The sequence below is a fragment of the Burkholderia diffusa genome (assembly GCF_902499115.1).
Lineage (GTDB): Bacteria > Pseudomonadota > Gammaproteobacteria > Burkholderiales > Burkholderiaceae > Burkholderia > Burkholderia diffusa.
This window is the reverse complement of the sequence record NZ_CABVPN010000003.1, coordinates 21,246-42,751: the sequence shown is the minus strand read 5'-3', so window position 1 is coordinate 42,751 and position 21,506 is coordinate 21,246. Positions and strand designations below refer to the sequence as shown.

General features: G+C 66.1%; 19 protein-coding genes. 6 read left to right on the top strand and 13 right to left on the bottom strand.

Annotation, left to right across the window (positions count from 1 at the left end; all coding sequences use genetic code 11):
- Window positions 1-30: 30 nt before the first annotated feature.
- Window positions 31-414 (top strand): VOC family protein, encoded by a 384-nt coding sequence (locus BTE28158_RS03775; protein WP_059603371.1) that lies wholly within the window; start codon window positions 31-33, stop codon window positions 412-414.
- A 121-nt stretch (window positions 415-535) separates the two neighbouring features.
- Here the strand turns inward: BTE28158_RS03775 and BTE28158_RS03770 are convergent, their stop codons facing one another.
- The gene (locus BTE28158_RS03770; RefSeq protein ID WP_174919684.1) at window positions 536-1,984 is read right to left on the bottom strand and encodes an NYN domain-containing protein; all 1,449 of its coding nucleotides are present in this window, start codon (window positions 1,982-1,984) and stop codon (window positions 536-538) included.
- A gap of 254 nt (window positions 1,985-2,238) precedes the next feature.
- Here BTE28158_RS03770 and BTE28158_RS03765 point away from each other — a divergent pair, with 254 nt between their 5' ends.
- Window positions 2,239-2,868 carry an NAD(P)H-binding protein gene (locus BTE28158_RS03765; RefSeq protein ID WP_124623243.1) on the top strand — a complete coding sequence of 210 codons (630 nt, stop codon included), beginning with the start codon at window positions 2,239-2,241 and terminating at the stop codon, window positions 2,866-2,868.
- A 90-nt stretch (window positions 2,869-2,958) separates the two neighbouring features.
- Here the strand turns inward: BTE28158_RS03765 and BTE28158_RS03760 are convergent, their stop codons facing one another.
- Window positions 2,959-3,510, bottom strand: coding sequence for a peroxiredoxin (locus tag BTE28158_RS03760; RefSeq protein ID WP_059603363.1), 552 nt, complete (start codon window positions 3,508-3,510; stop codon window positions 2,959-2,961).
- A 279-nt stretch (window positions 3,511-3,789) separates the two neighbouring features.
- On the opposite strand from BTE28158_RS03760, the gene cdpA reads away from it, so the two are divergent.
- Together cdpA and BTE28158_RS03750 are read left to right on the top strand one after the other, a co-directional pair.
- On the top strand, window positions 3,790-5,529 hold the full coding sequence (gene cdpA / locus BTE28158_RS03755) for a putative bifunctional diguanylate cyclase/phosphodiesterase (protein ID WP_203249527.1): 1,740 nt from the start codon (window positions 3,790-3,792) through the stop codon (window positions 5,527-5,529).
- 27 nt (window positions 5,530-5,556) lie between these two features.
- Window positions 5,557-7,068: an HDOD domain-containing protein gene (locus tag BTE28158_RS03750; RefSeq protein ID WP_124623247.1), complete on the top strand. Its 1,512-nt coding sequence runs from the start codon at window positions 5,557-5,559 to the stop codon at window positions 7,066-7,068.
- A gap of 70 nt (window positions 7,069-7,138) precedes the next feature.
- Here BTE28158_RS03750 and BTE28158_RS03745 read toward each other — a convergent pair whose 3' ends face one another.
- The 7 genes from BTE28158_RS03745 to BTE28158_RS03715 form a co-directional block, all read right to left on the bottom strand.
- Window positions 7,139-7,933, bottom strand: coding sequence for an ABC transporter substrate-binding protein (locus BTE28158_RS03745; RefSeq protein ID WP_151048761.1), 795 nt, complete (start codon window positions 7,931-7,933; stop codon window positions 7,139-7,141).
- 355 nt (window positions 7,934-8,288) lie between these two features.
- On the bottom strand, window positions 8,289-9,323 hold the full coding sequence (astE, locus tag BTE28158_RS03740) for a succinylglutamate desuccinylase (RefSeq protein WP_174919725.1): 1,035 nt from the start codon (window positions 9,321-9,323) through the stop codon (window positions 8,289-8,291).
- A gap of 7 nt (window positions 9,324-9,330) precedes the next feature.
- Window positions 9,331-10,671 (bottom strand): N-succinylarginine dihydrolase, encoded by a 1,341-nt coding sequence (astB, locus tag BTE28158_RS03735; protein WP_124623251.1) that lies wholly within the window; start codon window positions 10,669-10,671, stop codon window positions 9,331-9,333.
- Window positions 10,672-10,685: 14 nt separating this feature from the next.
- The gene (astD, locus tag BTE28158_RS03730; protein ID WP_151048763.1) at window positions 10,686-12,149 is read right to left on the bottom strand and encodes a succinylglutamate-semialdehyde dehydrogenase; all 1,464 of its coding nucleotides are present in this window, start codon (window positions 12,147-12,149) and stop codon (window positions 10,686-10,688) included.
- Window positions 12,150-12,156: 7 nt separating this feature from the next.
- On the bottom strand, window positions 12,157-13,203 hold the full coding sequence (gene astA / locus BTE28158_RS03725) for an arginine N-succinyltransferase (RefSeq protein WP_124623255.1): 1,047 nt from the start codon (window positions 13,201-13,203) through the stop codon (window positions 12,157-12,159).
- Window positions 13,200-14,252 (bottom strand): arginine/ornithine succinyltransferase subunit alpha, encoded by a 1,053-nt coding sequence (gene aruF, locus BTE28158_RS03720; RefSeq protein ID WP_124623257.1) that lies wholly within the window; start codon window positions 14,250-14,252, stop codon window positions 13,200-13,202. The genes astA and aruF overlap by 4 nt, the downstream gene beginning before the upstream one ends.
- A 30-nt stretch (window positions 14,253-14,282) precedes the next feature.
- Window positions 14,283-15,515, bottom strand: coding sequence for an aspartate aminotransferase family protein (locus BTE28158_RS03715; protein WP_151048764.1), 1,233 nt, complete (start codon window positions 15,513-15,515; stop codon window positions 14,283-14,285).
- 764 nt (window positions 15,516-16,279) lie between these two features.
- Here BTE28158_RS03715 and BTE28158_RS03710 point away from each other — a divergent pair.
- Window positions 16,280-16,861, top strand: coding sequence for a PAAR domain-containing protein (locus tag BTE28158_RS03710; protein WP_151048765.1), 582 nt, complete (start codon window positions 16,280-16,282; stop codon window positions 16,859-16,861).
- On the top strand, window positions 16,854-17,471 hold the full coding sequence (locus BTE28158_RS03705; RefSeq protein WP_151048766.1) for a type VI secretion system amidase effector protein Tae4: 618 nt from the start codon (window positions 16,854-16,856) through the stop codon (window positions 17,469-17,471). The genes BTE28158_RS03710 and BTE28158_RS03705 overlap by 8 nt, the downstream gene beginning before the upstream one ends.
- 737 nt (window positions 17,472-18,208) lie before the next feature.
- Here the strand turns inward: BTE28158_RS03705 and BTE28158_RS03700 are convergent.
- The 4 genes from BTE28158_RS03700 to BTE28158_RS03685 are packed head-to-tail and all read right to left on the bottom strand — an operon-like array spanning window position 18,209 to window position 21,489.
- On the bottom strand, window positions 18,209-19,246 hold the full coding sequence (locus BTE28158_RS03700) for a GlxA family transcriptional regulator (protein WP_151048767.1): 1,038 nt from the start codon (window positions 19,244-19,246) through the stop codon (window positions 18,209-18,211).
- A gap of 21 nt (window positions 19,247-19,267) precedes the next feature.
- Window positions 19,268-20,068, bottom strand: coding sequence for an ABC transporter ATP-binding protein (locus BTE28158_RS03695; protein WP_124611256.1), 801 nt, complete (start codon window positions 20,066-20,068; stop codon window positions 19,268-19,270).
- A gap of 21 nt (window positions 20,069-20,089) precedes the next feature.
- Complete coding sequence (locus tag BTE28158_RS03690; protein WP_151048768.1) at window positions 20,090-20,803, bottom strand: ABC transporter permease; 714 nt, start codon at window positions 20,801-20,803, stop codon at window positions 20,090-20,092.
- Window positions 20,800-21,489, bottom strand: coding sequence for an ABC transporter permease (locus BTE28158_RS03685; protein WP_059523652.1), 690 nt, complete (start codon window positions 21,487-21,489; stop codon window positions 20,800-20,802). The genes BTE28158_RS03690 and BTE28158_RS03685 overlap by 4 nt, the downstream gene beginning before the upstream one ends.
- Window positions 21,490-21,506: the final 17 nt, after the last annotated feature.

Sequence of the window (21,506 nt, the reverse complement as noted above, 5' to 3'; positions counted from 1 at the left end):
CATCCTCGCGCCCCGTTCCGGGGACCCGTCATGAACGTCCAACTGAACCATACGATCGTCTGGTGCCGCGACAAGCATGCGTCGAGCCGCTTTCTCGCCGAGCTTCTCGAACTGCCGGCGCCGACGCCATTCGGCGCGATGCTGGTCGTCCAGCTCGACAACGGCGTGTCGCTCGATTTCTACGAGAAGGCGGGAGACATCACGGCGCAGCACTATGCATTTCTGACCGACGAGGCCGGCTTCGATCGCGTGTATGCGCGCATTCGCGAGCGAGGGCTGCCGCACTGGGCCGATCCGGCCAAGCGGCAGCCCGATGACATCTACCGCCATAACGGCGGCCGCGGCGTGTATTTCGACGATCCTGACGGTCACTTCCTCGAAGTGATGACCCAGCCGTATGTGCTGAACGGATAACGGAACGCATCGGCCGGCGTTGCGCCGGCCGACGTGACGGCACGAGCGACGGGCACCCGGCGCCCGACCGAGGGTGGGGGTAGCGCCATCGCGTCGGACAGCGGCCCCCGCCCTGCCACCGTTACTCGGCGGCAGCCGCCGTCTTGCGCGGACGACGTGCGCGGGTCGCCGTCTTGCGAGCCGGCTTCTTCGGCTTGGTGCCGGTGGCTGCTTCACCAGCCCCTTCACCAACCGCTTCCCCGGCCGGCTCGGCCGCCGGTACGGCCGGTGCTGCGTCGTGCGACGGCTGCGCGGCGGGTGCCCCCGCGACGTACTCGTCGGCCGTCGGCGCCGCATGCTGCGCCGCAACGTGGCGGTCGTCGCCATGCTCCGCGTCGCGATGTGCCGCTTCGGCGTGCTTGCCGTCCGCGCGCGCGTCGCCGCCGTGCTTCGCGCCGGCGCCCTTCTTCGCACCGGCCTTCTTCGCCGGGCTCTTGCGCGCGCGCTTGCGGCTGTCCTTCGCGTCGCCGTGCGTCTCGACCGCTTCGGTCACTTCGGCTGCTTCGGCCGGCACGCTCGCCGCCTCGCTCGTCATGTCGACGATCGCTTCGTCGACGTCGACATGCTCGCGTTCAGGCGAGGCCGCTTCCGCGCGCTGCCCGCGACGTCGCGACCCGCGCTCGGCCGGTGCCGGCGCCGCGTGGCGTCCGCCGTGACCGTGGTGCGCGCCGCCCGTATCGCGGTGCGCCATCACCGGTTCGGCCACGGCCGGCTGACGCGGCCGCGACACGAACGCGCCCGACTTGTCGTCGCGGCCCACTTCGAGCAGGCCGCGCGCCTGCGCTTCGTCGAGCAGGTTGCCAAACGCGCGGAAGCCGTAATACGACTCGTTGAAGTCCGGCTTGCGGCGCTTGATCGCGCTCTTGAGCACCGACGCCCAGATCTTGCCGACGTCGTCGCGCTCCGATGCCAGCGCATCGAAGGTCTCGACCGCGAGCGCGATCGCCTCGCTGCGGCGCGCTTCCAGCTCCGGCTTGCGCGACGGCTCGTCGGGCCGCTTCGCGCCGCCGTTGCCCGTGCGCTGCTGTTCGCGCTTCGCCAGCGCGCGCTGCTGCTCGCGCACCAGGTCGTCGTAGAAAATGAATTCGTCGCAGTTCGCGACCAGCAGGTCCGACGTCGACTTCTTCACGCCGACCCCGATCACCTTCTTCGCGTTCTCGCGCAGCTTCGACACGAGCGGCGAGAAATCCGAGTCGCCGCTGATGATCACGAACGTGTCGACATGCGACTTCGTGTAGCAGAGGTCGAGCGCGTCCACGACGAGCCGGATGTCGGCCGAATTCTTGCCCGACTGGCGCACGTGCGGAATCTCGATCAGTTCGAAGCTCGCCTCGTGCATCGACGCCTTGAAGCCCTTGTAGCGCTCCCAGTCGCAATACGCCTTCTTCACGACGATGCTGCCTTTCAGCAGCAGCCGCTCCAGCACGGGCTTGATGTCGAATTTCTCGTACTTCGCGTCGCGCACGCCGAGCGCGACGTTCTCGAAGTCGCAGAACACGGCCATGCTGACGTTGTCCAGGGGTAATGCCATGTGTACTCCAACCGGTTGGTCGCCGCGTTGTATTGCGTAGCGGCGAAGAATGCATCGCGCACATGATAGCCGGTCGGCGGGTCGATTCCGCCATCCATGCGCGCGACCGCGCGGATAACGGGTTGCAGCGCCGGCCGTTACGGAGTGGTGCAGCCCCAATTACCCGCGCGCCGCCGCCCCAAATCGACATACACTTGAGTATCGGTCGTCCGTCCCTATCTGGGAGGATGACGCATCGCGCAAGGAGCGGTTTCATGACGACGAAGGTATTGCTGATTGGCGCGACCGGCCGCACGGGTCGGGCCTGCGCGGATCTGCTGCTCGAGCAGCCGGAATTCGAGGTGACTGCGCTGGTGCGCCGGCATGGCTATGCGCTGCCGGGCGCGAAGGTCGTCGAGGCCGATCTGACGGGCGATTTCTCGCACGCGTTCCAGGGCATCTCGCACGTGATCTACGCGGCCGGCTCGGCGGAATCGGAAGGCGCCGCCGAAGAGGAGCAGATCGACCGCGACGCGGTCGCCCGCACGGCCGAGCATGCGCTCGCCTACAACGTGCAGAAGCTGGTCGTGATCAGTTCGCTGAGCGCCTACTGGCCGGAGCGCAGCGGCGACGCGCTGCGCCACTACTCGCAGATGAAGCGCGAAGGCGACGAGCGCGTGATCGCGTCGGGCATCGATTACGTGATCCTGCGCCCCGGCCCGCTCGCGGACGGGCCAGGCGTCGGCAAGATCGCGCTGACCGAGGAACCGCTCGACTCGGCGCCGCCGGTGTCGCGCCAGGATGTCGCATGGGCCGCGATCGAGGCGATCAAGCTCGGCATTTCACGCAAGGTCGTCGGTTTCGTCGGCGGCAGCGTGCCGATCGAACAGGCGTTGCGCGCGTAACACACGCCCGGGCCGCCACGGGGCGGCGCATTTCGTCGTGCCGGCGGCCCGCGATGCGGGCCGCTCGACTGCGCGCCTGCTGCCTCCGGCTTACTGCTTCGGATGCGCGTCGGCCCACGCCTTCACCGCGCCGAGCGTGTTCTCGACGTGCTTGTCGGGCGACAGGCTCGTGTATTCGTACAGCACCTTCCGCTCCGGTGAAATCACGTAGGACACGCGGTTCGCACGATCGAGCGCGGGCAGCTTCGCGTCGTATTCGCGGATGATCTTCGCGTCCGGATCGGCCGCGACCGGGAACTTGCTGCGGCACTCGCTCACCGAAAACTTCGTCAGCGTGTCGATGTTGTCCGCGGATACGCCGATTACCGTCGCGCCGTAAGCCTTGTAACGATCGACCGCGTCCGCGAACGCATGTGCCTCGATGGTGCAACCCTTCGTGAACGCCGCCGGGTAGAAGTACAGCACGACCGGCCCGTGCTTCAGCGCATCGGCCAGCGAGTACGCGTAGGTCTTGCCGCCCAGCGACGCCTGCGTCGTGAAGTCGGGCGCCGTGTCGCCCGGCTTCAGTTGCGCCTGTGCAACCAGCGCATGGCCGGCCACCATCAGCGCCGCCGCGGCGCCCACCAACAGTTTTCGCTTCATCTGCGTCCTCATTTCTTATAAAGTCAGCCTCGATGTAGGCCATACTGGCGTTCGCCTGTCGAACGCCAGTATGCATGACCCGGTCCGGCGGCAACGCCAGCCGCGGCCGACCGGTTAAAGATTCCGCCTGGTCTGCCGTTATTCCTTCCGGACAGCCGGTTCCAGCCCTTCACGTCAGCGAGATACATGGAAGCCAACAGGAAACAGACGCCACGCAAGGGCTCCTGGCGCAACGCCTTGCATACGCTGCGCCGCTTCGCCTGGTCGGGCGGCGCGCTGATGCCTGCACGCGCCGGCACGCCGCGCCGCGACGACACCGTGCGCAACTGGCTGGAACAGACGGTCGGCACGGTGGATTTCCTCGCCCATGTCGACCGCGAGCTGCGCTTTCTGTACGTGTCCGACGCAAGCCTGCGCTTCATCGGTTATCACCGCGACTACCTGCACACGCTGACGCTGCGCGACCTGATCGCGGAACAGGATACCGCGGCGCTCGAAGGTCTGCTTGCGCGCGCCGCGCGTTCCGGCCAGGTCGAAAAGGCGACGATGTGCATCGTCAAGTCGCTCACCTACCCGCTCGACGTCGAGATCCGCGCGTTCAAGAGCCGCCACCACGGCGTCGATGGCTTCGCGATCGCGGCGTTCGACGTGTCGGCCTGGCGTGCGCTCGAGGCGCGCCTGACGTACGAAATGCACCACGACCCGATGACGGGGCTCGACAATCTGTCCGCGCTCGTGCCCGCGCTGATGCGCGCGCAGCAGGCCGCCGACGAAAGCGGCACCTGCGCGGCGCTGCTGCTGCTCGACCTCGACGACTACCAGCGCATCAACCGCGCGCTCGGCTACGACGCCGGCGACACGCTGCTGCGCGACACCGCGCAGCGGCTGCAGGCGCTCGTCGCGCCCGGCGAGCAGCTCGCGCGCGTCGCGAGCGACAAGTTCGCGATCGTGTTCACCGCGCCGGACCGCGCGCGGGCAAGCGATGCCGCCGACGCGCTCGCGCGCCGGCTGCAGGCCGCGGTGCGTGAGCCTTACGCCTACCAGGGGCAGACCGTCCACCTGTCCGCGAGCATCGGCATCGCGCTGTACCCGGACGAACGCGCCGCACACCATCGCGCGCAGCATCACAGCCCGCTGCTGCGCCGCGCCGACCATGCGCTCGCGCAGGCAAAGGCGGCCGGCGGCAATGCGCTCGCGTTCCATGAGCCGGTCGACGATCCGGCCGACGCGGAACGACTGAAGCTCGAGGCCGACCTGTACGACGGCGTGCGCAACGGCGAGTTCTCGCTGCACTTCCAGCCGATCACGCGCAGCCAGTCGGGTGCGGTGGACGGCGTCGAGGCGCTGATCCGCTGGCGTCATCCCGTGCACGGCCTCGTGCCGCCGGCAACCTTCATTCCGCTCGCCGAATCGATCGGCCTCATCAACTATCTCGGCAACTGGGTGCTCAAGGCCGCGTGCATGCAGCTCGTCGCCTGGGATCGCCAGGGGCTCGCGCTGCAGTACGTGGCGGTCAACGTGTCGCCGCAGCAGTTCCGCGACCCGCGCTTCACGCAAAGCGTGCGCGAGGCGATCGCGTTGACGGGCATCGACCCGCGCCGCATCGTGCTGGAAATCACCGAAAGCCTGCTGATGCACGATCCCGTCCAGGCGAAGGGGCTGCTCGAGGAGCTGACCGCGCTGGGCATCCGCTTCGCGATCGACGATTTCGGTACCGGCTATTCGAGCCTTGCGTACCTGCAGCGCTTCCCGCTCGCGAAGCTGAAGATCGACCGCAGCTTCGTCGAGAACCTGCTGACGTCGCGCAACGACCGCGCGATCGTGTCGGCGGTGGTCGGCCTCGCGCAAACGCTCGATCTCGAGCTCGTCGCGGAAGGCGTCGAGACCGAGGCGCAGCGCGAGCTGCTGACCGAGATGGGCTGCAACCACATCCAGGGCTGGCTCGTCTGTCAGGCGCTGCCGTCCGAGGAGCTCGCGCGGCGCTTCGAGGCGCAGCAGTTGCGCCTGCACGCCGCCTGACGCGCGCGGCGAACCGGATACATCCGTATGTCAATCACCGCACACCTGCCCCGCACGGCGCTGCTCGACAAGCTGTGGGCCCGGATGAACGAACGGGGCGACTTCCCGCTCCTGTCGGAGTCGCTACGCGCGACGATGGCAGCGATGAAGAACGACGATCTCGACTTCACCGCGCTCGTGAGCGTCGTGCTGTCGGATTTCGCGCTCACGCAGAAAGTCCTGCGGCTCGCCAATTCCGCGATGTACATGGCGTTCGGCGGCAACATCACGACCGTCACGCGGGCGCTGATGGTGCTCGGCATGGACACCGTCGGCCATCTCGTCGTCGGGCTCAAGCTCGTCGACCATTTCCACCAAAGCACGCCGCGCCGCATCGACGCGAAGCTCGAGCTGAACCGCGCACTGCTGTCCGGTTGCGTCGCCCGCAAGCTGACCGAGCATGCCGAGTTGCGCGGCGGCGAGGAAGCCGTCGTCTGCACGCTGATGCGTCAGGTCGGCAAGCTCCTGGTGGTGTGCTATCTCGACAGCGAGTGGGACCGGATCCGGCGCCGCGCCGCCGAGCTGAACGGCGACGAAGCGGCCGCGTGTGTCGACGTCTTGGGCGTCGGCTTCGACGAGATCGGTCTCGAGGCCGCCGCGAGCTGGCGACTGCCCGACGTGATCCGCGCCGGCATGGCCGACGGCGACGGCGGTAGCGCACACGCCGCCGGCCTCGACGAGGACGACATCGACGAAGACCGCCAGCGGCCCCGCGACGCCTGCGCCGACGACAGCCCCGAGCGCGTGCGCTGGCTGCGCGCGGTGAGCCGCTGCTCGACCGACGTCGCCGGTGCGCTCGCGATGCCTGCTGGCCCGCAGCGCGATGCGCATATCGCGGCGCTCGCGCAGCACTACGCGCAGGAACTGGACATCGACGCCGACGCGCTGGTGGAAATCGCCGACCGGCTCGCACGCGAGGAAGCGAGCGACACCGTGATGCGCGAGATCGTCGAGCTGCGCGCGAACGCCGACGCGATCGCGCGGGCGCAGCCCGATCCCGAGGCATGCCTCGAGGCCGGCCTCGCCGACCTGCGCGCGCTGCCGTCCGAACACGTGCTGACGCCGGTGCTCGCACTCGCGTCGGAAAGCCTGCTCGCGGGCCTCGCGTTCACGCGCACCGTGATGTTCGTGCGCCGTGAAGACGGCGCGTTCGCCGCGCGGCTCGGCTTCGGCCAGGACGTCGACGCGGCGCTCGACCGGCTGTGCTTCGACGAGCGCTTCGAGCCGGACGTGTTCCATCTCGCGATCACGAACTCGGTCGGCATCTTCATCGAGCAGGCGCAGGACCCGAAGATGGTGAAGCGCCTGCCCGCGTGGTATCTCAATGCGCTTCCCGGCACGCGCGCGTTCGTGCTGCTGCCGGTACGCGTCGGCACGAAGACCGTCGGCCTGCTGTACGGCGACTGGGCCGGTGCGCAGCCGGCGCGCAAGATCACGCAGCAGGAGATGAGCGTGCTGAACGAGCTCGCGCGGGAACTGGGGCGGTTCTTCCCCGCGTAACGCAAGCGGCGCCCCAAAGGCAAACCGGCCGCGAAAGCGGCCGGCTGCATCGTGCGACGGATCGAAACGCTTACTTGAGCGTGACCGGCACGCTGAAGTACTTCTTCGCGAGGTTGTCGATCGTGCCGTCGGCCTTCAGTTCCTTCAGCGCCTGATCGAGCGCCGTCTTCAGCGCCGCGTCGTTCTTGCGCAGACCGAAACCGACGCCCGAGCCGAGGATCTCCGCATCGCTGACCGTGCCGCCGGCGAAGCCGAAGCCCTGGCCTTGCGGCTTCGACAGGAAGCCCTTCGAGCCCGCCTCCGAATCCTGGAACGTCGCGTCGAGACGGCCGGACTTCAGGTCCGCGTAGGCCAGGTCCTGCGTCTGGTACGGCACGACGTCGACGCCGGCCGGCGCCCACTTCTTCTTCGCGTACGCTTCCTGGATCGTGCCCTGCAGCACGCCGACGCGCTTGCCCTTCAGCGCTTGCGGGGTCGGCAGCAGGCCGCTGCCCTGCTTCGCGATCAGCTGGTTCGGGATCGTGTAGATCGGATCGGTGAACGCGATCGCGTGCTTGCGCTGGTCGGTGATCGTCATGTCCGAGTTGATCGCGTCGAACTTGCGCGCCTGCAGCGCGGGGATCAGGCCGTCGAAGTCGTTCTCGACCCACACGCACTTCGTCTTCAGCTTCGCGCACACCGCGTTGCCGATGTCGATGTCGAAGCCGGTCAGCTTGCCGTCGGGCGTCTTGTATTCGAACGGCGCGTACGAGGCCTCGACGCCGAACCGGATCTCCTTCGGATCCGCAGCCATCGCGCTGCCTGCCGCCACGGCCGATGCCGCCACTACCGCGTGCGCGGCCACTTTACGCCAATCCAACTTCATCAGGTGTTCTCCTCGATACTCGAATGTTCCGGAACTACGGGCGCATGCATCATTGCAGGGTCGGATGACAACCACAATGCCGATGCCGCGCCTTGATGCGGCGCAACAGCCGCAAGGCCGCGATTGTACCAATCCGCGAGGCCCGATACGGCAAAGCGGCCGCCGGCACACGATGCTGCACTGCATGCGCGATGACGACCGGATGCGCCGTCGAACTTGCAAGACGATGTCGCAAATACGCAAGGCGCGACGCGCGGGCCGTCTGCGCGGCATGCGGGCGTCGACGCACTTCGGGGATGCTGCCGGACGATGCGCGGGCGACGGATCGCCGTAGCCGCGCACCGCCGGTCTTCCGTCAGACGAGTGCGGCGAGCGTCTCGCGCGTGGTGTCGACGACGAGCAGGCCCGCGCGCAAACCCGGCTTCACGGTCGGATTCGGAAACACGATGCGCTCCTCGTCGTGCTGCACCGTGTAGCGGTAGTCGCCGTCCTGCGCGAGCACGGTGCCGCGCGCGAACGCGGTGAAGTTCGCGACGTCGGCCGCGACGAACAGCTCGAGCGCGTCGCTCTGCTTCGTGATCTGGTCGATCACCGTGAACACGCGCGGCAACGGCGGAGGGTCGACGTCGCGCGGCGCGCCCGAGACGAGGTTGCGCACCGCATGATCGGCCGACGCGAAGCGCGACAGATCGTTCTGGCCGAACGGCCGCACCTTGCCGAGTTCGAGCGTGCACGCGTGCGCGCCGCAATGCTCGGCCGTGTAATGCGAATACGTATTGCCCTTCGCGCTATGCAGCAGCACGGCCGCGATGCGCGCATCGCCGAGCCATTCGACCATCGCGCGGGTCGGCGGCGTGCCCGTATGCGGCAGCAGCGCGAACTGCTCGAACACCGATGCGCGGATCGCCGTGTGCATGTCGATGTGCCAGCGCGCACCGCCCGCCGGCGCGGCCGCGAAGAACGCGGCGGCCGCCGCTTCGAGTTGCACCGCGCGCGGCGCTTCGCGGCTCGCGGGCACTTGCGCGTGACGGCCGCTGAACAGGCGGTTCAGGTCGTCGTCGAGATAGCGTTCGCCCGCGCGCATCGCCGGCACGTTGCCGAACACGACGAGCAATCGGCACGCGAGCGGCAGCGTGCCTGCCGCGAGATCGCGCACGAGCATCGACAGCAGCTCGATCGGCGCAGTCTCGTCGCCATGCACGCCGGCCGACACGAGCACGCTCGCCGCGTCGCCGGCCCCATTGGCCGAAGCCGGCTCGAGTTGGAGCAGCCCGTGGCCGAGCCATTGCCAGTGCACCGCACCGTCCGCGCACATGCCGTCCTTCACGGGCGGCGCGTCGCCCGCGAGCGTGAACGCGAGAAAATCGTCGAGCAGCGCGGCGCCCGGCATGCCGGACTCAGCGCTGGAAGTCATACAGCGACCCGACGCGCAGGATCTGCGTGAGTTCGTCGAGCGCCGTGCGCGATTCGTCGAGCAGCGTCGGATCGGCGAGGTCTTCCGGTGCGAGACGGTCGCGATAGTGCTTTTCGATCCACGCGTCGAGCGACGCGAACAGCGTGTCGTTGATCCACACGTTCGACGTGACGGCCGCGCGCTCGGCCTCGTTCAGCACGACGCGCAGGCGCAGGCACGCGGGGCCGCCGCCGTTCTTCATGCTTTCGCGCAGGTCGAACACCAGCACGTCCCGGATCGGGCCGTTGCCGGCCGCGAGCTGGTCCAGATAGGCGGCGACGTTCGCATTCTCGCGGCACTCCTGCGGCACGACGAGCACCTGCGAGCCGTCCGCGCGCGACAGCAGCTGGCTGTTGAACAGATACGACGTGACAGCGTCGTTCACGCTCACGGCCGCATCGGGTACCTCGATCACGTTCAGCCGTGCGCCGCGCGCGTCGAGCGCGGCGGTCAGCGTGTCGTAGATCGCCTGCTTGTTGACGAACGCACGCTCGTGCGTGAACAGCGTGTCGCGGTTGCCGACCGAGATCACGTCGTTGTGGAACACGCCTGCATCGATCACGTCCGGATCCTGCTGCGCATAGACCGTCGCCGTCTCGGCGAGACCGTGGCGATGCGCGACCGCGCGGCTCGCCTCGAAGGTCTGGCGCGCCGGGAAGCGCTTCGGCTCCGGGCCGCGGCGATATTCCGCGCGGCCGTATACGAAGAACTCGACGCCCGGCTGGCCGTATTCCGCGCAAAAGCGCGTATGGTTCGCGGCCCCCTCGTCGCCGAGTGCCGGCGTGCCCGTCAGCGCCTCGTGCACCGCGAAGTGCGCGGGATCGGCGAACAGCGTCGACAGCGTGCGGCGCGTCGCTTCGTGCTCGATCGCGCGATGCAGCTTGCTGCACAGGTTGGCCGGCGTGAAGTGCACGCGGCCGTCGCTCGTGTCGGCCGACGGGCTGACGGTGGCCGCGTTCGCGGTCCACATTGCCGACGCCGAGCTCGCCGCGGCGAGCAATTCGGGCGCCTGCTTCGCGGCCTTCGCGATCACGTCCGCGTCCTTGCCGGAGAAGCCGAGCTCGCGCAACAGGCGCAGCGACGGGCGCTCCTGCGGCGGCAGCACGCCTTGCGCGAAGCCGAGATCCGCGAGCTGCTTCATCTTGCGCAGCCCCTGCTTCGCGGCGGCCTTCGGGTTCGCGGCCGACTTCTCGTTGTTGAGCGACGCCACGTTACCGAACGACAGCCCGGCGTAGTTGTGGGTCGGGCCGACGAGTCCGTCGAAATTGGCTTCTTGTGCGTTCATCGTCGTTCCCTCGATCAGAAATGCAGGCCCGGCGACAGGCTCGCGGGCAAGGTCAGTTCGGTGCTTTCCACCGACGCCATCGGATACGCGCAATAGTCGGCCGCGTAGTACGCGCTCGGCCGATGATTGCCCGAGCGGCCCGTGCCGCCGAACGGTGCGGCGGACGATGCACCGTTGGTCGGGCGGTTCCAGTTGACGATCCCCGCCCGGATCGTGCGGCGAAAGTGGTCCCATGCCGTCGCGTCGTCGGCCAGCAAGCCGGCGGACAGGCCGAACGCCGTGTCGTTCGCGCGCTCGATCGCTTCGTCGAACGTCGCGTAGCGGACGATCTGCGCGAGCGGGCCGAAATGCTCTTCGTCGGGCAGGTTCGCCACGCCGGTCACGTCGATGATCGACGCGTTCACGAAACCGAGGCGCGGATCGCGCTGCGTCATCGCGATGATCGGCTTCGCGCCCTGCTCGATCAGACGCGACTGCGCGTCCACGAGCTTCGCGGCCGCGCGTGCCGAGATCACCGCGCCCATGAACGGCTGCGGATCGGCGTCGAACACGTCGGCCGTGATCTTCGACGTGACGTCGGCGAAACGTGCGAGGAAGCGGTCGCCGAACGCGCCTTGCGGCACGAAGATGCGGCGTGCGCACGTGCAGCGCTGGCCGGCCGACAGGAACGCCGACTGGATCGTGTGATGCACGGCCGCGTCGATGTCCTCGACTTCGCCGATCACGAGCGGGTTGTTGCCGCCCATCTCGAGCGCGAGCACGATTTCCGGACGGCCGCCGAACTGCTTGTGCAGCAGCGTGCCGGTGTCCGAGCTGCCGGTGAAGAACAGCCCGTCGATCTGCCGATGATTCGCGAGCGCGATGCCCGTGTCCTTCTCGCCCTGCACGAGGTTCAGCACGCCGGCCGGCAGCCCGGCTTCCTGCCACACCTCGACCGTCGCGCGCGCGACGCCCGGCGCGAGCTCCGACGGCTTGAACACGACCGTGTTGCCCGCGATCAGCGCCGGCACGATATGGCCGTTCGGCAAGTGGCCGGGGAAGTTGTACGGGCCGAACACCGCGACGACGCCGTGCGGACGATGGCGCAGCACCGCGACGCCGTCGGCCATGTCCTGGCGCTTCTCGCCGGTGCGTTCCTGGTACGCCTGGATCGAGATGCCGACCTTCGCGGCCATCGCCGCGACTTCGGTGCGCGCTTCCCACAGCGGCTTGCCCGTCTCGCGGCCGATCGCGGTGGCGATCGCTTCCTTGCGCTCGGTGAGCAGCGCCGCGAAGCGCTTGGCGATCGCGCAGCGCGATTCGAAGTCGAGTGCCGACCAGCCGGCGAATGCGCGACGCGCGCTCGCGACCGCGCGGTCGACGTCGGCCGCCGATGCGCTGTCGCCCTGCCATGCGATCGCGTCGGTGCCCGGGTTGCGCGAAGCGAAGACGGGGCCCGAGCCTGCGACCCAGGCGCCGTCGATGAAGAGTTCCGTCATGATTCGTTTATCCCTGTTTGACTTTGAGCGGCAGCACGCGGACCGGATCGCCGGCCTTCACGTCGAGCGCGGCGGCATCGTCGGCCGACAGCACGAACGAGCCATTCGCGACCACGCCCGGCGCGACGCCGACGCGGAAATCGCCGAGCGACGTATTCGACACGAGCGACTTCGGCGGATGGCCGCCCCACGCATCCTCTCGCGCATCCGGCTCGCCGATCGCGACCGGCACGACGACGCTTTCGCGCACCGTGCGCAGGTCGTTGACGTGGCATTCGAGCACCGGGCCCGCGTCGAAGATGTCGACGTGATTCTGGTAGCGCAGCCCTTCCGCTTCGAGCATCTTGCGGGCCGGCAGCGTGTCGCGGTGCGTGAGGCCGACCGCGTCCTGCGCGTCCTGCGGCAGCAGGTCGACGTACACCGGATAGCGCGGCATCAGTTCCGCGAGGAACGACTTGCGGCCGTGCGAGCTCAGGTAGTCGGCCGCGTTGAAATCGATCTGGTAGAAGTGCGAACCGACCGCGCGCCAGAACGGCGACGTGCCGTCCTCGTCGAAGTGGCCGCGCAGCTCCGCGCAGATGCGTTCCGGAAAGCGGTCGCGGAACTGCGCGATGAACATGAAGCGCGAGCGCGACAGCAGGCCGCCGACACCACCCGTGCGATAGCGCGGGCTCAGGAACAGCGAGCACACTTCCGCGTAGCCAGTCAGGTCGTGCGAGATGTTCAGCGCGTGCATCCGCGTCCACACGCCGAGCTCCTGGCTCGCATGCACGACCGTGCTCACGCGATAGTTGTAGAACGGCTGTTCGAGGCCGACCTGCGACTCGATCCCGCACACGCCCGCGATGTCGCCCGTCTTCGAATCTTCCATCACGAAGAAGTAGCCGGCTTCGCCCGGCGCGGCCTCGCCGTCGAGCGTGCGACGCGTACGTTCGATGCGCGCGGCGAGCGCGTCGCGGTCGGGCTTGAACGTGGTCAGGCCCGGCCCGGTTTCCTTCGCGAGCGACACGAGCGCGTCGACGTCGCCCGTTTGTACGACCCGAACGACGATCATGCTGCGTCTCCCTTCATCTCTTCATCGTCGCGGCGATGCAGCGGCACGCAGCGCACGACATCACCATCCTTCACATCGAGCGCCGCGCGCACGTCGCCGGCCAGCGGCGCGTCGGCCGTGTCGCCCGGCAGGTCGGCCAGCACGCAGCGGAACGATTCGCCGCTGCCCGTCGACACCATGTACGCGACATCGCCCTGCTGACGCGCGGCTTCGCGCACGGTGCGCTCCGCGCCGTGCTTCACGCATGCGGTGCGGTCGACCTGCGCGGTCAGCACCGGGCCCGCGTCGAAGATGTCGACGAAGCGGTCCGGCTCGAAACCTTCCTCAAGATGGATGTCGTAGGCGAGCAGTGCCGTTTCGTTCGGCTCGCCGAGCACGCGCTGCGCCGCTTCCGGCAGCAGCGGCACGTAGAGCGGATACGCCGGCATCACTTCCGCGATGAACGTGCGGCTGCGTCCGCCCGACGCGATGTCGACGTCGGTGAAGTTGCGGCCGAAGAACTTGCGGCCCACCGCTTCCCAGAACGGCGATGCGCCCGTGTCGTCGCTCACGCCGAGCAGCAGCGTGAACACTTCCGGCGTGAAGCGGCGGCGGTTGGCGGCGATGTACATCATCCGCGCACGCGAAATCAGGTGGGCGGCCGCGTCGCCGCGCAGCGACGGATCGACGTAGAAGCCCGCCAGCCGGCTCTTGCCGGTCAGCTCGTGCGACATCGTGAGCGCGTGGATCTTGCGGTTCACGTGCAGCTCGCGCGACGCGTGGATCAGTGCGTCGTTGCGGAACGCGTAGAACGGTTCCGAGTAGCCGGCCGCGGCCACGATGCTCGCCGTGCCGAGCAGCTTGCCCGTCGACGAATCCTCGAGCACGAAGAGATAGAACTCTTCGCCGGCGAAATCGACGTCCGCGCGAAACGAATCCTCGGAGAGCGCCACGCGCGCTTCGAGCGCCGCGCGGTCGTGCGGCAGCGAGTGCAGGACCGGCTGCGCGGTGCGCGCCATGTGCGCGAGCGCATCGAGATCCGTGAGTTTGCCGGGGCGAACAAATAGCATCGTCGTTCCTGTCTGCGATGGGTGCGCCGATCAGCGCGCGGTGGCTTCCTGGGCCGCGAGCACCTGCTCGACTGCCTTCTCGAAGCGCTTCACGCCTTCGTCGAGCAGGTCGAACGGGATCACGAGCGATGGGACGAAGCGCAGCACGTTCGGGCCCGCGATCAGCATGATCAGGCCGTTCTCGGCTGCGGCGGCGACGAAGTCCTTCGCGCGGCCGTCGAATGCGGCGGTGAGTTCCGCGCCGACCAGCAGGCCCTTGCCGCGGATGTCCTTGAAGATGCCAAAGCGTGCGTTGATGCGTTCCAGCGCGCCCTTCAGCCGGACGCTGCGTTCGCGCACGCCTTCGAGCAATGCAGGGTCGCCGATCAGTTCGACGACCTTGTCCGCGATCGCCGACGCGAGCGGGTTGCCGCCGTACGTCGTGCCGTGCACGCCGACCTTGAAGTGTGCGGCCAGTTCGTTCGTCGTCAGCATCGCGCCGATCGGGATGCCGTTGCCGAGCGCTTTCGCGGTCGTGAGGATGTCCGGCGTGACGCCCGTGTCCATGTACGCGTAGAACTGGCCCGTGCGGCCGACGCCCGTTTGCACTTCGTCGAAGATCAGCAGTGCGTCGTTCGCGTCGCATGCTTCGCGCAGTGCCTTCAGGAAGGCCGGATCGGCCGGGATCACCCCGCCTTCGCCCTGCACCGGCTCGACGATCACCGCGCAGGTTTGCGGGCCGATCGCGGCCTTCGCGGCTTCGATGTCGTTGAACGGCAGGTGCTTGATGCCGGCCGGCACCGGGCCGAAGCCTTCCGAGTATTTCGGCTGGCCGCCGACGCTGACCGTGAAGAACGTGCGGCCGTGGAACGACTGGACGAACGACACGATTTCGTATTTGTCGGCGCCATGGCGGTCGAATGCGACGCGGCGTGCGAGTTTCAGCGCGGCTTCGTTCGCTTCCGCGCCCGAGTTCGCGAAGAACGCGCGGTCGGCGAAGGTCAGCGATTCGAGGCGCTTGGCGAGGCGCAGCACCGGCTCGTTCGTGTAGCCGTTGCCGATGTGCCAGAGCTTGCGGCCTTGTTCGTCCAGGACCTTCAGCAGTTCCGGGTGGCCGTGTCCCAGCGACGTCACTGCGATGCCGCAGGCGAAATCCACATACTCGCGGCCGGCCGTGTCCCACACGCGCGAGCCCTCTGCACGGTCCGGCACGAACGGCGCGGGGGAAAATACCGGCACCATCACTTCATCGAATGTCTGGCGGGTCACGGTCGAGGTCGTCATGGTCGTTCCTTTCGGTTTCGTAAGAGGGTTCAACAGGATCAAGTTTAGGTAAGGGTGGCGCAAGCGTCTTGCGGATTTGCGACGGGTTCTATCGGAAGCGCTTTTCTTCGGTCTATTTTGCCCTTCCCGGCGGGGGCTTCGGGGGTGGTGGTGTTTTTTTGGGGGCTTCTCGGGTGGTGCGCCCACGTTCTTCGCGAAGCACCTGTGATCGTGTCGGTCTATTAGCGTCGCCCCTGCGCGGGGCGGCGGTTACTTTTCTTTGTCTTGCCAAAGAAAAGTAACCAAAAGAAAGGCGCTGTGAAAACGCATGACCTCCCGGTGCCGTGGTCAACAAAGTGGCCTCCGCCTGAGTGTCCGCGCCAGTCAGGAAACCGGAGTGGTTCGAGCAATGGTTCTGACACCACTCACTACCCAACAGAGCGGTATACCGCCCGCCAGTTCCATCCTCTCTTCGCTCGGCTGACGGGGACACATCCCTCAAGCAGCACAGTTGGTCGAATGGTCCCGGGGGCCACGGCATGTAAATGACGCCTCGAATCCCACCCACAAGCACCTCGTCATCCTCACGGCCCTTGAGAATAACGCCGCTGGCGAACACGGAATGACGCAGTCGGCACATTGCTTGATAGCGCAAAGGGTAAATGAGCACCGTTCGACAAGTAGTGCAGCCAGCGTGATCACGCCTTCTCAAGTACTTCGAACAATATCGAGATATAGCCTTACGCCGTGCGGCTACCATTGTGACTTTCCGAGACGGCCAAACGATGAATAGAAGAATTGCGGTTGTGGGTGACAGCCTTTCAAGCGGAGGAACAATTAGCCCATACAGCGGGCCACCATTCCTAGTCCACGGGCATCAAGCAGCCTTGATTGGCGGCAGTGCGTTCTGCACTGCATGTCAAAGCACCGGCGTCATCGCAAAGGCCGGCGGGCCATATCGACTCAAGTTTCAGGGAGAAGTCGCACTAGACCGCGATATTGTCCTGTGCGGCTGTTCGACTCCGCCGAGCATCGTTGCTTTGCTTGCCGGTGAAGCACGGCGTGATGATCGGCTAAAGGGTCTCGGGGAGGTCGCTTCGGGCCGAACGACAACGGGCCGCGTCGTGTCGATCAAGCAAGGCGAATTTGATGAGCAGGTCGAGGCGAAGTGTAGCGGCAGTACTGCCCAGGGGCCCACGGGTTACCCCTATTACATCGAGACGGCAGACGGCCGCATCCATTCCGGCGTGCTCGATGCAAACGGCGAGCCACCGCGCGTCCACACCGGCGACGGACCCCGAGACTACACCGTCTACTGGGAAGACGAAGCAATTGCAAAAAGACACAACGGGGTGAGCTATGCCTAATCCATCTACGAAGGTCCGCACGAACGACACGCCAAAATCGAAGAAATCTGTACAGCTTCGAGTGCTGTCCTTTCAAGAGCTTTGGAACGCGTACCCGAAGAAAGACCCCTACGACGACCCCACTGGCGAATATGAGAATCAATGCGCCATTCGCATGAGCGTCACGTTTCACAGCATCGGAAGCGACATGAAGTCGTTTTCACAAAATGTGTTGAAGCCGATGCCGGGAAAGAAGATGCTAGGCCGTCTGATGCTTGGTGGCAAAGCGACAGCGACACGCGCGTACGAGCTGGCTGAATGGTTAAAGCTTCGCCCGTTCCTTGGGCTTGGCAAACCTGACAACATCACTGGTCCAGATTGGCAAACCAAGATAAGAAACCGAACCGGTATCATCTACTTTTTCGGCTACTGGCGACAGGATGGCGATTCCGCCGACACACTCAGCGGCGGTCATATCGACCTGTGGAACAAGGACACACTTACCCCATCCGTCGTGAGTTTCTTACGCTTCCGCATTGGCATGTCGCAATTCCGAAACCCACTGACAAACAACAGTTGGTTCTCCGACCTGGCCAATTCCAAAGAAATCCTATTCTGGGAAGTGAAATGAAACGTATGGCGCTCGCTATACTAGGGTTCGCGTGGGGCTTGCTCGTCACATGGGTGACCATCTACGCCCTCAATCACATCCGTTGGCCTGCGGTGAAGTCACATACAGCGGGTTGCAACGACATGGAACACTGCACATCGCATGCGAAGTTCCTGTGGGGCATGTTCGCCATGCTGTTATGGCCCGCTGTCACATGCGCGATATTAAACGCGGTAGCATATAAACGATGGTCGGGACGTCGTTGGGGAGGAGCATTTTTCGTTGTAACGTTGCTCGCCGCGCTGTTCTATTGCAAGCCATACGTCGCACCCTACTTAGGTCTTGCCGACTAACCCCTATCGCTGCTCTTGGGGATCAGATGTGCGCCGTCGTCGTCCATTTGTCGCACGCCTCCTGGCAAGGCCACAGCAAGCACCCTCATCTTGCGACTTGAAGCACCTTGCAGCCGAGCGAAGCGAGGATGGAGCTCGCGGGCGGTATACCGCTCCGTCGGGTGGTGCGACGAGTCAGAACCATTGCTCGAACCACTCCGGTTTCCTGACTGGCGCCGACACTTAGGCGAGGGCCACTTCGTGGGCCATGGCACCGGGAAGTCATGCGTTTTCACAGCGCCTTTCTTTTGGTTACTTTTCTTTGGCAAGACAAAGAAAAGTAACCGCCGCCCCGCGCAGGGGCGACGCTAATAGACCGACACGATCACAGGTGCTTCACGAAGAACGGCGAGCAACCCACGAGAATCAATCCTTCCCCCCACGCTCGACCAACGCGCCCCCGCGAGGCTCACTCCCGGTTTGCTTTTCGAGCCAGGCTCGCCGATCCTCCCGAGGCGTCACGCCGAACCTTTCGCGATAGGCATTGGAAAAATGCGCAGCAGAAGAAAACCCACAAGCGAGACTGACCTGCACGACCGATTTGCTCGTGCGCTGCAACTGCGTCCTTGCCTTGAGCAACCGGAGATTGAGGTAATACTTGGAGGGCATCGCCCCGAGATACTGCCGAAAGAGCCTTTCGAGCTGCCGCCGCGACACGCCCACGAGCCCGGCGATCTCGTCGGTCGTCAGGGGATCCTCGATATTGGCTTCCATCAAAAGCAATGCATCGTTCAGCCGAGGATGCCGCTCGCCCGGCGCAGTCACGAAAGGAATCCGCTGCCGCTCCTCGCCGCTGCGCAGCGTGCCGGCCCCGAGCGCATCGGCAATCCGCTCACCGAGATCGGGCCCATGTTCCCGGCCAATCATGGCCAGCATGAAATCCACGGTAGCCTGCCCACCCGCGCACGTCGCGCGGTCCCGATCGATCTCGAAGATCTGCTGCGTGACGATCGACCGCTCGAACTGCTCGGCGAACTGCTGATACGTCTCCCAGTTCACGCTCACGCGATATCCGGAAAGCTGTCCGGCCATCGCAAGCCACCACACGCCGTGATGAATGCCGGTCACGACCGGCGTCCGCTGCCCGACCCGCGCGAGACTCGCGAGAAACAACCGGTAGTCGGCAAACTGCTGAAACCGCTCCGACACGACGATCAGCCAGTCGCACGCGATCGCATCGTTGAACGCCGCATCGGCGTGCCACTGCGCCCCGCCGACGAGCGGCACCGGCCGCCCGTCCCACGAACACACCTGCCAGCGATACAGCAAGCGCCCGTCGATCTCGTTCGCGAGATGCAACGCATCGACGATCGGACCCACGCCCGACATCGACACGGGCGGCAATGCAACGATCACCACCTGCGTCGTGCGGGTGGCGCCTGCGGGACGAGACACCGGTACCACGTATGAAACCCGCCCTTCGCGTTACTTGAGACTGCCCGACAGGAACTGCTTCAGACGCTCGCTCTGCGGACGCACCAGCACCTCCTTCGGATCACCCTCTTCCTCGGTCCGCCCCTGATGCAGGAACATCACGTGGTTCGACACGTTGCGCGCGAAACCCATCTCGTGCGTGACGACGATCATCGTGCGGCCTTCCTCGGCCAGCTTCTGCATCACCTTCAGCACTTCGCCGACCAGTTCCGGGTCGAGCGCCGAGGTCGGCTCGTCGAACAGCATCACGTCGGGATGCATCGCCAGCGCACGCGCGATCGCGACACGCTGCTGCTGGCCGCCCGACAAATGCGACGGATACTGCTTCTCGACGCGCGGCGCGAGGCCGACCTTCTCCAGGTACTCGCGCGCACGCTCCTCGGCTTCCTTCTTCGAAATGCCGAGCACGTGCACCGGCGCTTCCATCACGTTCTCGAGCACGTTCATGTGCGCCCACAGATTGAAGTGCTGGAACACCATCGCGAGCTTCGTGCGGATGCGCTGCAACTGCTTGTGATCGGCAACCTCGAGCGCGCCGGCGCGGTCGGTCTTCGTGCGCACTGCCTCGCCGTCGACGACGATCTGCCCCGCATTCGGCCGCTCGAGAAAATTGATGCAGCGCAGGAACGTGCTCTTGCCCGAACCGCTCGCACCGATGATGCTGATGACGTCGCCCGCCTTCGCGTTCAACGACACGCCCTTGAGCACCTCGTTGTCGCCGTAGCGCTTGTGAATGTCGACCGCTGCAAGCTTGACGGAAGCGGACGCGCTCGTTTGAGTGATCTCGGCCAACTGGCTCTCCTCGAAGTGAAATCAATGACGGCCGGCCGCGAGATACGCGAGCCAGTGGCGCTCCGCCCGGCGAAATGCCGCGACGAGTGCGAACGATACCGCAAGATAGATCAGCGCGGCGATTCCGAACGACTGGAACGCCATGTAGGTCGCGGAATTGGCGTCGCGCGCGACCTTCAGGATGTCGGGCACGGTCGCCGTGAACGCGACGGTGGTCGCGTGCAGCATCAGGATCACCTCGTTGCTGTACAGCGGCAGCGCGCGGCGCAGCGCCGACGGCAGGATCACCCGGCGGTACATCGTGAACGGCGACATCCCGTAAGCACGCGCTGCCTCGACCTCGCCATGCGGAATCGCGCGAATCGCGCCGGCGAAGATCTCGGTCGTATACGCGCAGGTGTTCAGCGCGAACGCGAGGATCGCGCAATTGAAGCCGCTGCGGAAAAACGCGTCGAGCAGCGAGTGCGACCGCACGAACTCGAGGCTGTACATGCCCGTGTACATCAGCAGCAGTTGCACGTAGAGCGGCGTGCCGCGGAACACGTACGTGTAGAACCGCACCGGCATCGAAAGCCACTTATTCTTCGATACGCGCGCGACCGCGAGCGGCACTGCGCACACGAAGCCGAGCGAAATCGACGCGACGAGCAGCCACAACGTCACCGCAAGGCCGGAGAGGCGCTGGCCGTCCCAGTAAAGGAACGCCTGGCCGAATTCCTGGAGGATCTCGATCATAGTTCTGCGTGCCGCACGCCCATGGAATAACGCTTCTCGAGCTGGATCAGCACGAGGTTGGAAACGGTCGTGATCGCGAGGTAGATCAGCGCCGCGACGAGGATGAAGAAGAACATGTTGAACGTGCTCTTGCCGGCGTCCTGCGCGGCCTTCACGACGTCCGCGAGACCGATGATCGACACCAGCGCGGTCGCCTTCACAAGCACCTGCCAGTTGTTGCCGATGCCCGGCAGCGCGAAACGCATCATCTGCGGAAACATGATCCGCACGAACACGCGCATGCCGCTCATCCCGTACGCCGCGCCGGCCTCGAGCTGGCCGCGCGGCACCGACAGGAACGCACCGCGGAACGTCTCGGTGAAGTACGCGCCGTAGATGAAGCCGAGCGTCAGCACGCCGGCGACGAACGGGTCGATGTCGATCTGGTCCCAGCCGACGAGGTCGGTGAACTGGTTCAGCCAGATCTGGATGCTGTAGAACAGCAGCAGCATCAGGACGAGATCGGGCACCGAGCGGATGAGCGTCGTATAACCGGTCGCGATCGCTCGCAGCACCCGGTTGTGCGACAGCTTCGCCACCGCGCCGATCAGCCCCAGCGCCACCGCGGCGGCGAGCGACAGCACCGACAGTTCGATGGTCTGCACGGTGCCGGCCCAGAGAACAGGACCAAAGCCGTAAAGGAACACGCGCGTCTCCAGTGTTG

Coding starts and splice junctions, on each gene's coding strand:
- BTE28158_RS03710 (WP_151048765.1), top strand. CDS start 16,280: ATGAATAGAAGAATTGCGGTTGTGGGTGACAGCCTTTCAAGCGGAGGA.
- astD (WP_151048763.1), bottom strand. CDS start 12,149: ATGACGGAACTCTTCATCGACGGCGCCTGGGTCGCAGGCTCGGGCCCC.
- astB (WP_124623251.1), bottom strand. CDS start 10,671: ATGAACGCACAAGAAGCCAATTTCGACGGACTCGTCGGCCCGACCCAC.
- cdpA (WP_203249527.1), top strand. CDS start 3,790: ATGCCTGCACGCGCCGGCACGCCGCGCCGCGACGACACCGTGCGCAAC.
- BTE28158_RS03705 (WP_151048766.1), top strand. CDS start 16,854: ATGCCTAATCCATCTACGAAGGTCCGCACGAACGACACGCCAAAATCG.
- aruF (WP_124623257.1), bottom strand. CDS start 14,252: ATGCTATTTGTTCGCCCCGGCAAACTCACGGATCTCGATGCGCTCGCG.
- BTE28158_RS03690 (WP_151048768.1), bottom strand. CDS start 20,803: ATGATCGAGATCCTCCAGGAATTCGGCCAGGCGTTCCTTTACTGGGAC.
- BTE28158_RS03760 (WP_059603363.1), bottom strand. CDS start 3,510: ATGAAGCGAAAACTGTTGGTGGGCGCCGCGGCGGCGCTGATGGTGGCC.
- BTE28158_RS03770 (WP_174919684.1), bottom strand. CDS start 1,984: ATGGCATTACCCCTGGACAACGTCAGCATGGCCGTGTTCTGCGACTTC.
- astE (WP_174919725.1), bottom strand. CDS start 9,323: ATGCCGGGCGCCGCGCTGCTCGACGATTTTCTCGCGTTCACGCTCGCG.
- BTE28158_RS03745 (WP_151048761.1), bottom strand. CDS start 7,933: ATGAAGTTGGATTGGCGTAAAGTGGCCGCGCACGCGGTAGTGGCGGCA.
- BTE28158_RS03750 (WP_124623247.1), top strand. CDS start 5,557: ATGTCAATCACCGCACACCTGCCCCGCACGGCGCTGCTCGACAAGCTG.
- BTE28158_RS03775 (WP_059603371.1), top strand. CDS start 31: ATGAACGTCCAACTGAACCATACGATCGTCTGGTGCCGCGACAAGCAT.
- BTE28158_RS03715 (WP_151048764.1), bottom strand. CDS start 15,515: ATGACGACCTCGACCGTGACCCGCCAGACATTCGATGAAGTGATGGTG.
- BTE28158_RS03765 (WP_124623243.1), top strand. CDS start 2,239: ATGACGACGAAGGTATTGCTGATTGGCGCGACCGGCCGCACGGGTCGG.
- astA (WP_124623255.1), bottom strand. CDS start 13,203: ATGATCGTCGTTCGGGTCGTACAAACGGGCGACGTCGACGCGCTCGTG.